Below are 11,822 nucleotides of genomic sequence, written 5' to 3'. Positions count from 1 at the left end.
AGAGAAGCAGCTAAAAGGAGTGAATGGGATGTCAGAAGCATATAAAAACGCCGGTGTCGACATCGAAGCAGGATACGAAGCCGTTAAACGAATGAAAACACACGTAGAACGTACAAAAAGAGCAGGCGTCATGGGTGCTCTAGGTGGATTTGGCGGTATGTTTGATTTATCTGAGCTGCCATATAAAAAGCCCGTTCTTGTTTCAGGAACAGATGGTGTCGGAACGAAATTAAAGCTTGCCTTTTTAATGGATCAACACGATACGATCGGTGTCGATGCCGTGGCAATGTGTGTCAACGATGTGCTTGCACAAGGGGCAGAACCGCTCTTTTTCTTAGATTACTTAGCAGTCGGAAAAGCAGATCCTTTGAAAATTGAATCCATTGTCAAAGGTGTGGCTGACGGCTGTGAGCAGTCTGGTTCAGCGCTTGTCGGCGGAGAAACAGCAGAAATGCCGGGTCTTTATACAGAAGATGAATATGATATTGCTGGTTTTTCAGTAGGCGTCGTTGAAAAGGATGAAATCGTGACAGGAGAGAGCATCAAAGAGGGGCACTTGCTGATTGGACTCAGCTCAAGCGGAATTCATAGCAATGGGTACTCTCTCGTTCGTAAAGTATTGCTTGAAGACGCTGGTCTTGACCTTCATCAAACGTATGAACCTTTTACAAGACCGCTTGGAGAAGAGCTTCTTGAACCGACCAAAATTTATGTGAAGCCTGTTCTTAAACAAGTGAAAGCCGGTAAGGTTGACGGTATGGCACATGTGACAGGCGGCGGCTTTATTGAAAATTTACCACGTATGCTGCCTGAAGGGCTTGGCGTTGAGATTGATAACGGCTCATGGCCGGTACCGCCAATTTTCTCCTTTATTCAAGAAAAAGGACAGTTAAAGGCTGAAGAAATGTTCAACGTGTTTAATATGGGCATTGGTTTTGTCTTAGCCGTAAAAGAAGATGATCTTGTCGAAGTGATCAGAGGACTTGAAGAAGACGGAGAGAAAGCTTTTCTCATCGGCCGTGTTCAAAAAGGAGAAGGTGTCACATTCGGCGGTGGAAGCCTCTCATGAAGAAGTTTGCGATCTTCGCCTCTGGAAGCGGGACGAATTTTCAAGCCATTATTGATACATTAAAAAAAGAACAGTGGCAGGCAGAGGCCGCCATTGTGATTTGTGATAAACCGGGGGCAAAGGTGCTGGAGCGTGCTGAGAAAGAGGGCATTCCCTCCTTTGCATTTACCCCGAAGGCTTTTCCGAATAAAGCCGCTTTTGAACAAACGATCATTGAACAGCTTAGGCTGCATGAAGTGGAATGGGTTTTCCTTGCTGGGTATATGAGACTGATTGGTCCGACATTACTTGAAGCATTCAGAGGGAAAATTGTCAATATCCATCCGTCTTTGCTGCCAGCCTTCCCAGGGCTTGATGCTATTGGCCAAGCCTATCAAGCAGGCGTCAAAGTGGCAGGCATCACTGTCCATTTTGTCGATGAAGGCATGGATACGGGTCCGATCATTGACCAAGCGTCGATTTACATCGAACAAGGGGAAGAGCTTGAATCGATTGAAAAAAGAATGCATGAACTAGAACACACACTATATCCAAAAGTGATCAAATCACTTTTAGAATTATCTTAATGAGGTGACGAAGGCATGACGATCAAACGCGCATTAATCAGTGTTTCCGATAAAACGAATCTTGTACCTTTTGTGAAAGGATTAACAGAACTTGGTGTTGAAGTGATTTCAACTGGAGGTACACACAAGCTTCTTCAAGAGAACGGTATTGATGTCATTGGGATTTCAGAAGTCACTGGATTCCCTGAAATCATGGATGGACGACTCAAAACACTTCACCCAAACATTCATGGCGGACTTTTAGCAGTGAGAGAAAACGATGAGCATATGGCACAGATTGAAAAGCATGGCATTCAGCCGATTGATCTAGTTGTCGTGAATCTCTATCCATTCAAAGAGACGATCTCAAAAGCCGATGTGACATATGAAGAAGCAATTGAAAACATTGATATTGGCGGACCGGGAATGCTTCGTGCAGCATCAAAAAACCATCAAGACGTCACAGTGATTGTCGATCCTCGTGATTATGATACAGTCATTCAGCAAATCAAAGAAGGCGGCGTGTCACTAGAGAAAAAGCGTGAGCTCGCTGCAAAGGTATTCCGTCATACGGCTGCATACGATGCTCTGATTGCGGATTACTTAACAAACTTTGTGGGCGAAACAGAGCCAGAACAGTTCACTGTCACGTTTGAGAAAAAACAATCCCTTCGTTATGGAGAAAACCCGCACCAAGCGGCGACTTTCTATGAAAATGCTCTTCCAGCGAAAGGTTCGTTGGCTACTGCAAAGCAATTACATGGAAAAGAGCTTTCCTATAACAATATTAAAGATGCAGATGCAGCACTCCAAATTGTACGAGAATTCACGGAGCCGGCAGCTGTTGCTGTGAAGCATATGAACCCGTGCGGCGTTGGTACAGGAGAAACGATTGCAGAAGCATTTGACCGAGCGTTCAAGGCAGACGAAACTTCTATTTTTGGCGGCATTGTGGCACTTAACCGTGAAGTAGACAAACAAACGGCTGACGTGCTGCATACAATTTTCTTGGAAATTGTCATCGCTCCTTCGTTCAGCCAAGAAGCACTTGACGTGTTAACGTCGAAAAAGAATCTTCGTCTATTAACATTAGATGTAGAAGCGGATCTTGGGAAAAAAGAAAAGCAGCTGACAAGTGTCCATGGCGGATTACTTGTTCAGGATATTGATACGTACGGCTTAGAGGAAGCAACGATCTCTATTCCAACGAAAAGAGAACCAACAGAAGACGAATGGAAAGACTTAAAACTTGCTTGGAAAGTGGTCAAGCATGTGAAATCAAATGCCATTGTTCTTGCGAAAGATCAAATGACAGCAGGGATCGGTGCTGGTCAAATGAACCGTGTTGGCTCAGCGAACATTGCGATTGAGCAAGCAGGTGAAAAGGCAAAAGGAAGCGCACTAGGCTCTGATGCGTTCTTCCCAATGGGCGATACAGTGGAAGCTGCTGCAAAGGCAGGCGTCACAGCGATCATTCAGCCAGGCGGATCTATTCGTGATGAAGAATCGATTCAAAAGGCAGATGAATACGGCATCGCCATGGTCTTCACTGGCGTTAGACATTTCAAACATTAAGGGGATGACAGAGTGAACGTACTAATTATCGGCAGAGGCGGAAGAGAGCATACCATCGCATGGAAAGTGAATCAAAGTGAACTTGTCAGCCAAGTATTTGTCGCACCCGGCAATGATGGAATGACAGATGCTGCGAAGCTTGTACCAATCGACGAAGGCGATCATGAGGCATTAATTCGTTTTGCAAAAGAAAACGAAATCGGCTTAACCATTGTCGGTCCAGAGGTTCCTTTAATCGCAGGTGTCGTTGATGCATTTGAAGAAGCAGGTCTAAAAGTATTTGGACCGAATGCAAAAGCTGCGGTCATTGAAGGCTCAAAGGAATTTGCAAAAGACTTAATGAAAAATTATGATATCCCAACAGCCGCTTATGCTACCTTCACATCGTTTGAAGAAGCGAAGGCATATGTGGAAGAAAAGGGTGCGCCGATTGTGATTAAAGCAGACGGTCTCGCCGCAGGAAAAGGTGTGACAGTCGCGATGACGCTTGAAGAGGCGATCGACTGTCTGCATGATTTCTTAGAGGATGAAAAGTTTGGCGATGCCAGTGCATCTGTTGTTATCGAAGAATTTTTAACAGGCGAGGAATTTTCACTCATGGCCTTTGTCAACGGAGAAAATGTGTACCCGATGGTGATTGCGCAGGATCACAAACGGGCCTTTGAAGATGACAAAGGGCCGAATACAGGCGGAATGGGCGCTTATTCACCAGTTCCGCAGATTTCAGATGAAGTGGTTCAGAAAGCGGTGGAGGACGTCGTCAAACCGGCAGCTCGCGCAATGGTGCAGGAAGGGCGTCCATTTACAGGCATTTTATATGCAGGCTTAATGCTGACACCAGAAGGCTCAAAGGTGATTGAATTCAATGCACGCTTTGGCGACCCTGAAACGCAGGTGGTTCTCCCTCGTCTACAATCAGATCTAGTTCAAGTATTTCTCGATATTCTTGATGGAAAAGATGTGGACTTACAGTGGAAAGACACTGCGGCTGTTAGTGTGGTTCTTGCATCAGAAGGATACCCAGAAGACTATGCAAAAGGCACACCAATCGGTACCTTGCAAACGACTGTCTCTGATGTCGTGACCTTCCACGCAGGAACAAAAAAAGAAAACAATCAATTCGTCACGAATGGCGGCCGTGTAGCGAATGTAACCGCATTTGACGACACATTTGAAGCGGCAAGATCAAGAGTGTATGAAGCGGTTGAAGAAATCATACAGCCAGGTCTATTTTATCGCCGTGACATTGGTGCCCGTGCGCTGAAGGCTGCGGGGAAAAACGTTTAATCAAAACACCTTTCTATCTGACGAGATGGAAAGGTGTTTTTTGTTCATGAGAAGGGATGATGCTCGAATATGAAGAAGTAATATGGGATGACGAATTTATGAGGAGGCAGCATGGTCATTCAAGGAATCATTCTATTTGCCATCGTTCTACTTATTTTATTTATACTGTTCTCAAATCTCATCATGTATGAAGCGAGAAAGCAAAACAAAGCCAAAAAAGGCTCAGCCATTAGGTATATGATCATGTCGATTTTTTCTGGTATCGTCATTGTTTCATGTTCCATTTGGATTTTTTTTAGCTGATTTATAAGAGAGGATGAGTATATGGTGCAATTGAAGGAACTTGCGAACGAGCGTTTTTCTGCCTCGATCTGTATTGATTCATTTAATGAGCGAATCCGTTTGGATGACTATAGCGGCAGGGTGCGGGATGTGATTCAGTCGGTTCTTCAGGAAGCGGCGGACTGTAAGGCTTCTAAGGTCATTGTGAAAGTCAGGCGTGAGCATATGCCTCTTTTTTTAGAAAAAGGCTTTCGGCTTGAAGGTGTGTTTTCTCATTATTTTCTTGGAAGTGATGCGTACGGCATGTCGCTCTTTCTGACGGAGAGTCGAATGAACAGCCCGTTTTGGCTGAAGGAAGATGAAATTGTTGCGTCTATTCAAGAAAAGCCTCTCAAAAAAGATCAAGGCATGTGGCAGGATGAGTATGTGATGAGGAAAGCGGATACGCAGGATATTCACAAGCTGGCAAAGCTCTATGATACCGTCTTTGAAACGTATCCTACGCCAATGAATGAGCCAGATTACATCCAAAAGGTGATGGAGGAAGGGACGGTTTTTTATGCCGTTGAACATGACGGGCACATTGTGAGTGCAGCATCTGCTGAAATCAATGTCCCTTATGGTCATGCGGAATTAACAGACTGTGCGACCCTTCCGGCATACAGAAAACTAGGATTCATGCATCATTTGATTCTAGCACTCGAAAAAGAACTTCAATCCATGCACATTTATGTCTTTTATTCTCTTGCACGTGCACTGTCCTATGGAATGAATCAAGTGTTTTATCAGCTCGGCTATACATATACCGGCCGATTCCAAAACAACTGCTATATTTTTGACAAAATTGAAGATATGAATCTATGGGTCAAAACGCCGAATGAATCATGAAATGGTTCTCATCTGATCAAGCAGACCAGATAGGCGGTACGCCATGATACTGAGCTGCAGCTTCATCCGATCATCCGTGGATTTGAGGTTGCAGCCTGTTCTCGTTTCAATTTGTTTTAGCCGGTAGCTTAATGTATGTCTGTGAATAAACAATTCTCCCGCAGATTTTTGAATATTTTCATTGTGGGCCAAATACACTTCGAGTGTATGGATCAGGTCAGCTCCCTGTTTTTTCGTATAAAGCAAAGGACTTAACAGCTCCACGTAAAAGTCATGCAAATTCATACCCGCTTCATTCATTTCAAGAAGCATCCCGTATAAGCCGAGCTTCTGATAATGAATGATGCATTCGTCTGTCTTTAAAAGCGGAAGAAGTCTTGCTGCATACTGCGCTTCCTTCGCGCTTTTTGCAAAGAGACCGATCTGGTCATAGGCTCTCCCAATGCCAATCACGATTGGATGGATGGGGAAAAAATAAGACCAAGTGCTCCGGCACTCTTCTGCTGCGCGATACCACTCCGCTTCTTGAAACGCTTTTTTTCCTGCGGGGGTAAGAACAAAAATGGAATCGAGCCTTGTCTTAAGTAAAAAAGGAATATGTCTGCGTTCAAATATCGACGTGAGCAATTGAGATAGGCGCTGCATCATTTGGTGATCGAGCTGTGTGTGCTGATGCTGAAATTGAAAGTAGATGACCACCTGCTCATCGCTCATATCATATTGCAGCTTTGTTGCTTGCTCGATGACATAGCTTTCTTCTGTGTATTGCTGCTGCAAAATATCATCTAACAAATGACCTTGCATTTGGTTTTCTGTATCTTGAATGGCTTTTTGCTTCAGCCATTCAATCGCATACACGGCCCCGGCATGCTCGATGGCAATCGCGTCGAGATGATGCCACGCATCCTTTCTCTTCAAAGACACAATAAACCCGAAAATATCACCCATCGCAATCACCGGACATGCAGCAAGGACAAACGCACCGCACGTGTCATAAACGAGCCGTCCTTTCTCCTCAGCCTGCTTAAGAAGAGGCGTCGTTTCAATTGGTTCACGATCTGTCAGAAAGCCAAAAGCAGGAGAGTACGTCACTTCATCTTTTATGAGATGAGCTGCTGTTTGATGTAAAAAAACATCAAGCACAACGATGTTTGCCGAAGTGAGATGTGCCAGCTCATCTGTAATTTGTGTGACATTTTTATTGCTGACATTTAAATGAGTCAGTCTTTGGTGAATGGCTGAAGAATATTTAAGCTGGTGGAGCTGGCTGCTGACGATTTGCTCTAGAACGGCTTTTGTAATGTCTGAGAAGTTGACATGTGAAGGAATCTCGATGAGTGGAATGCCGCTGTTTTTGGCAGCTTCGATCAGTGATGCAGGAATTTCCGTTAAGTACACGCCTTTATAAATGGCAATGGCGGATAGACGATCAGATTGAATCAGTTCTTCAAGCCGGGCGCGCCTTTCCCTATTGTCTGCAAGCCCAAAGCCGGTTGTGACAAGCAGCTCTCCTTCTGAAAGCCTTGAAGTATCTTCGATAATTTCCACGATGGTCACCCACTGAATGAGGCGATCCAGTCCATTTTCTCCAGCAAGCAGCTTTGTTTCCTTCATGATATCGAGCGAGAGTGCATCTTTGACGAGAATCGCCATAGACTCATGACCTCCTTTTGAACACTCTTATACACGATGTATAAAAAATACGTGTGAAATTCGGGCATGTGGCGAATGGAGGATGACTGCCCTCTTGATTAAGCTAATCTTATAACAAGTATACAAAATTTTCTTGCGATTCATGAAAAAAGAAAGATGCAGCTGCTGACGAGAGAGGGAGGAATGACAAAGTGGAGACCCGGGATTACTTAATCAAACCAATGTTGAATCAGCATTATCCTGTGGCTGTGAAAGGAGAGGGGATTTATTTATATGATCGGGACGGGAAAAAATATTTAGACGGCTCATCTGGTGCTGTCACGGCAAGTATTGGACATGGCATAAGAGACATCATTGATGCCATGACAGAGCAAGCGAAAAAGGTGAGCTTTACGTACAGATCACAATTCACAAATGAACCAGCAGAAGAACTTGCCTATGAATTGAGTACACTCTGCCCAGGGAACCTGAACTGGTCTTTTTTTGTCGGAAGCGGGTCAGAGGCAACGGAAACTGCGATGAAAATTGCCATTCAGCATTGGCAGGAGCAGGGGAAGGCAGAGAAGAATCACATCATCTCAAGATGGATGAGTTATCACGGCATTACACTTGGTGCGCTGTCGATGTCAGGACATATTGCAAGGAGAGAGCGCTTTGAACCACTGCTCGAAAAACACCCGGTGCTGTCTCCGCCATACAGCTACCGTTCATGGCTACCAAAGGAAGAAAGTAAGCAGGTCGAATGGTATGTCCAGGAATTTAAAACGGTCATTCAGCGTATAGGAAAAGAGAGGATTGCGGCTTTTATTGCAGAGCCGATTGTTGGAGCAGCGGGCGCGGCACTTGTACCGCCAGATGGATATTTTGAGGCAATGAAGCGTGTCTGTGAGGAAAACGATATTTTAATGATTGCAGATGAAGTCATGACAGGCTTTGGACGAACTGGGAAAATGTTTGCTATGGAACATTGGGGCGTCGTCCCAGACATTATGGTGCTTGGAAAAGGCATGAGTGCCGGCTATTCACCGATTGCGGCAGCTGTCTCAGCGGATCATGTGATTGCACCAATTCTCAGCGGTTCGGGCTCTGTGATGGCAGGCCACACATATAGCGGCAATCCGCTTTCAGCAGCCGTCTCACTGGCTGTCATTCGATATATGAAAAAACACCAGCTTCCAGAACGAGCTGATCTGTCTGGCCGATATTTAATGAATGCTTTAAAGGATTTGCAAACAAACCATTCCATCATAGGAGATGTGAGAGGAAAGGGACTGCTTATTGGCATTGAGTTTGTCGCAGACCGATTATCGAAAACACCATTTCCTGCCCATACTCAAATGACGCATTTAGTTGTGGAGACGGCCAAGCAGAATGGTTTGCTTGTTTACCCAGCAAGCGCTGGAGAGGATGGCGTAGGAGGTGCAGCAATCATGATCGCACCACCGCTTTCCATCGCGCAGCAGGAGATGGATGAACTCATTCATTTATTCGGGCAGACAATGACGCAGGTTGAACAAGAAGTCATCAATCGAGGGTTTTTCCCATCTGCGATGTAGGGAGGAAAGATAATGAATAAAACAGCGAACTTTGATGAAGTCATCACGCATTTTAGAGACGGAATGACTATCATGTTTGGTGGGTTTGGTGGTGTGGGGTCACCGCCATCATTGATCGATGCCATTCTAGAAGCCAATATCAAAGACCTGACATTGATCGGAAACGATGCAGGCTTCCCGCAAATCGGTGTTGGCAGGCTGATCACAGAAGGAAGAGTGAAGAAAATCATTGCTTCACATATTGGCTCTAACCCAATTGCCGGGCAGAAAATGCAGGCGGGTACACTAGACGTTCTTTTTTACCCGCAGGGCATCCTAGCGGAAAAGATCAGGGCAGGCGGAATGGGTTTAGCGGGCATTGTGACAGATGTCGGCATGGATAGCCTCAATCTTGATGAGAAGCAATTGGTTCAGCTAGGTGAAAAGAAGTATATTCTTGAGCCTGCACTGACTGCGGATATTGCGATTGTGAATGCCCTCAAAGCAGATGAAGCAGGGAACCTGATTTTTGATAAAAGTGCACGGAATACAAACCCGATTGTGGCGATGGCAGGAGACTGGACCATTGCAGAAGTAGAAGAGATTGTACCTGTGGGCAGGCTTCATCCAGAAGAAATCGTGACACCAGGCGTATTTGTGAACCAGATCGTGCAATCAAAAGGAGTGAACTGGACATGGGCATGGGAGACATCGATTTAAGACACCGCATAGCCAAACGTGCGGCACAGGAAATTGAAGATGGGATGATCGTCAATCTTGGGATCGGCATCCCAACCCTTGCAGCTGAATACATCCCAGCACATTACGAGGTGTGGCTGCATGCAGAAAACGGCATTATGGGAGCAGGCGCTTCACCAGCACGAGGGGAAGAAGATCCGAATTTGTGCAATGCCGGAGGTTTCCCTATTACGTTAACAAAAGGCGGCTCATATATGGACAGCACAACCGCTTTTGGCATCATTCGCAAAGGGATGCTGGATATGACGATTTTAGGTGCACTTGAAGTCAGCAGTCAGGGGGATCTTGCGAATTGGATTGTACCAGGTAAACGAGTACCGGGTATGGGCGGAGCGATTGAACTCGCGCAAAAAGCGAAAAAGGTAGTGGTCGTGATGAGTCACCTTGATAAACACGGACAATCTAAGATAAAAGCCGCCTGCACGCTGCCTTTAACAGCTAAGTCTTGTGTGGATCTGATTATTACAGATATGGCAGTCATTGAGGTCAAATCACAGCTGCTCATTTTGCGTGAAGTCATGCCGCCGTTTCAGCCGGAAGATGTCATGAGGGCGACAGAGGCGCCGCTCATTTTAGCGCCTGATGTCAAATCTGTTGTGTAGAAAGGATGACTGACTTGCAGCCAACCACACGTATCAGAAACTGGATGAAAGAGCATAAGGAGGAAGCCGTAACGCTTCTTCAGCAAATGGTGCAATGTGACAGCACACAAGGAAATGAGCAAGAAGTACAGCAAATCGTAGCAAATAAACTTTCTGCCATTGGCTTTGATGTTGACGTATGGGACATTGGCGGAGATGACTTGCTGAACCATCCGTATTTTTATTCCCCGAGGCGTTCTTTTAAAGGAAGTCCTAATGTCGCCGGACGATTGAAAGGAAAAGGCGGCGGCAAATCTATTTTATTAAATGGGCATGTGGATGTTGTCCCAGCAGGAGATCACAAACAATGGACATATCCGCCTTACAGCGGGCATATCATAAACGGGAGACTTTATGGACGCGGGGCAACAGATATGAAAGGTGGAAACGTTTCTTTACTCTTTGCACTTGAGGCACTGCATGCACTTCAGATTCCGCTGAAGGGAGATGTCGTGTTTCATAGTGTTGTTGAAGAAGAGAGCGGCGGTGCAGGCACCCTTGCAGCCATACTGAGAGGATATACAGCAGATGCAGCCATCATTCCAGAGCCAAGTCATATGAAAATCTTTCCGATTCAGCAAGGATCTAAATGGTTCAGACTGCATATTAAAGGAAGGGCTGCTCATGGCGGAACAAGATATCACGGTGTTTCTGCTATAGAAAAGAGTACGATTGTCCTTTCACATATAGCGGCACTAGAAGAAAAAAGAAATCAGCGAATCACGGAGCCGTTGTTTCAGCATATCCCAATTCCGATTCCGATCAATATCGGGAAAATTCAAGGCGGTGATTGGCCATCCTCTGTAGCAGACCTTGTCACAATGGAAGGCAGGCTCGGGGTGATGCCGGGTGAGACAGTAGAACAGGCAGAGAAGGAACTAGAAAATTGGATGGCAGGACTCGGAGAAAAAGATGAATGGTTCCATGAACATCCTGTTGAGGTCGAATGGTTTGGTGCAAGATGGCTTCCGGGTTCAATCGATACGGATCATCCGCTTTTAGGTTTATTGAAGGAACAATATGAAGCGGTCATGAAGCAGCCGCCGAAGATCGAAGCCGCCCCTTGGGGAACTGACGGCGGATTACTGTCACAGGCAGCAGGTATTCCAATTATCGTGTTTGGACCTGGAACAACGGAGCTTGCCCATTTTCCGAATGAATCTATCGACATTGAGCATGTGATAGAAGCAGCAGAAATTATTGCAGGGACAATGGTCGAATGGTGTGAAGCAGCGGAATGAGATGAAAATGATCACAAAAAAGAAGGCTGCCTTACTCAGCCTTCTCTTTATGTGTGTCCTGCTGCTCACACATATATGTCACTGGACAAAAACGAAGAATGCCAGATCCTAGTTTCATACCGCCAAACATGATGCCCAAAAGCAGCATTTTACTCCATGGTTTTCTAGCATATAAGGATCCAGCTACAGTACATATTGTCATTCCGCAGGCAATTCTAATGAGCGCTTCCATTAAGCCAAGATTAGGTTTCATTGAAGGTGAATCTCCTTTTTTAAATTATTTTAAGTGTGATTTCAAGAAATTGTAACGTTTCATTAATGCGTAACGTGGTTCGTTATGTTACGAT

At 45.3% G+C, this 11,822-nt stretch carries 12 protein-coding genes; 10 read left to right on the top strand and 2 right to left on the bottom strand.

The window, feature by feature from the left end; all coding sequences use genetic code 11:
• Nucleotides 1-28 precede the first annotated feature (28 nt).
• From purM to ablB, 6 genes are all read left to right on the top strand, one after another.
• Nucleotides 29-1,069 carry a phosphoribosylformylglycinamidine cyclo-ligase gene (gene purM, locus OIT90_RS18035; RefSeq protein ID WP_039176942.1) on the top strand — a complete coding sequence of 347 codons (1,041 nt, stop codon included), beginning with the start codon at nt 29-31 and terminating at the stop codon, nt 1,067-1,069.
• Nucleotides 1,066-1,635, top strand: coding sequence for a phosphoribosylglycinamide formyltransferase (purN, locus tag OIT90_RS18030; RefSeq protein WP_041087079.1), 570 nt, complete (start codon nt 1,066-1,068; stop codon nt 1,633-1,635). The genes purM and purN overlap by 4 nt, the downstream gene beginning before the upstream one ends.
• A gap of 15 nt (nt 1,636-1,650) precedes the next feature.
• Nucleotides 1,651-3,189, top strand: coding sequence for a bifunctional phosphoribosylaminoimidazolecarboxamide formyltransferase/IMP cyclohydrolase (purH, locus tag OIT90_RS18025; protein ID WP_461199329.1), 1,539 nt, complete (start codon nt 1,651-1,653; stop codon nt 3,187-3,189).
• 12 nt (nt 3,190-3,201) lie between these two features.
• The gene (gene purD, locus OIT90_RS18020; protein WP_474892802.1) at nt 3,202-4,476 is read left to right on the top strand and encodes a phosphoribosylamine--glycine ligase; all 1,275 of its coding nucleotides are present in this window, start codon (nt 3,202-3,204) and stop codon (nt 4,474-4,476) included.
• Between the two features lie 111 nt (nt 4,477-4,587).
• Nucleotides 4,588-4,779, top strand: a complete 192-nt coding sequence (locus OIT90_RS18015; RefSeq protein ID WP_126681389.1) for a hypothetical protein — start codon at nt 4,588-4,590, stop codon at nt 4,777-4,779.
• A gap of 21 nt (nt 4,780-4,800) precedes the next feature.
• Nucleotides 4,801-5,646 (top strand): putative beta-lysine N-acetyltransferase, encoded by an 846-nt coding sequence (ablB, locus tag OIT90_RS18010; RefSeq protein WP_212040338.1) that lies wholly within the window; start codon nt 4,801-4,803, stop codon nt 5,644-5,646.
• Here the strand turns inward: ablB and OIT90_RS18005 are convergent.
• Nucleotides 5,641-7,299: a PucR family transcriptional regulator gene (locus OIT90_RS18005; protein ID WP_474892801.1), complete on the bottom strand. Its 1,659-nt coding sequence runs from the start codon at nt 7,297-7,299 to the stop codon at nt 5,641-5,643. The genes ablB and OIT90_RS18005 overlap by 6 nt on opposite strands.
• Before the next feature lie 191 nt (nt 7,300-7,490).
• Here OIT90_RS18005 and OIT90_RS18000 point away from each other — a divergent pair, with 191 nt between their 5' ends.
• From OIT90_RS18000 to OIT90_RS17985, 4 genes are read left to right on the top strand one after another with little or no spacing between them, the layout of a single operon-like run.
• Nucleotides 7,491-8,855: an aspartate aminotransferase family protein gene (locus tag OIT90_RS18000; protein WP_151284110.1), complete on the top strand. Its 1,365-nt coding sequence runs from the start codon at nt 7,491-7,493 to the stop codon at nt 8,853-8,855.
• Between the two features lie 12 nt (nt 8,856-8,867).
• Entirely contained in the window at nt 8,868-9,554 is a 687-nt protein-coding gene (locus tag OIT90_RS17995) for a CoA transferase subunit A (protein ID WP_151284111.1), read from the top strand.
• Nucleotides 9,530-10,195: a 3-oxoacid CoA-transferase subunit B gene (locus OIT90_RS17990; protein WP_047202795.1), complete on the top strand. Its 666-nt coding sequence runs from the start codon at nt 9,530-9,532 to the stop codon at nt 10,193-10,195. Before OIT90_RS17995 ends, OIT90_RS17990 begins: the two co-directional genes overlap by 25 nt.
• Nucleotides 10,196-10,209: 14 nt before the next feature.
• On the top strand, nt 10,210-11,475 hold the full coding sequence (locus tag OIT90_RS17985) for a peptidase (RefSeq protein WP_059376564.1): 1,266 nt from the start codon (nt 10,210-10,212) through the stop codon (nt 11,473-11,475).
• A 31-nt stretch (nt 11,476-11,506) separates the two neighbouring features.
• Here the strand turns inward: OIT90_RS17985 and OIT90_RS17980 are convergent, their stop codons facing one another.
• Nucleotides 11,507-11,728, bottom strand: coding sequence for a YgaP family membrane protein (locus OIT90_RS17980; protein ID WP_024424522.1), 222 nt, complete (start codon nt 11,726-11,728; stop codon nt 11,507-11,509).
• Between the last annotated feature and the right edge of the window lie 94 nt (nt 11,729-11,822).

Source organism: Bacillus sp. ABR, from assembly GCF_056172715.1.
The sequence above is the reverse complement of the archived record's forward strand: the minus strand, read 5'-3'. Positions and strand labels throughout refer to the sequence as shown.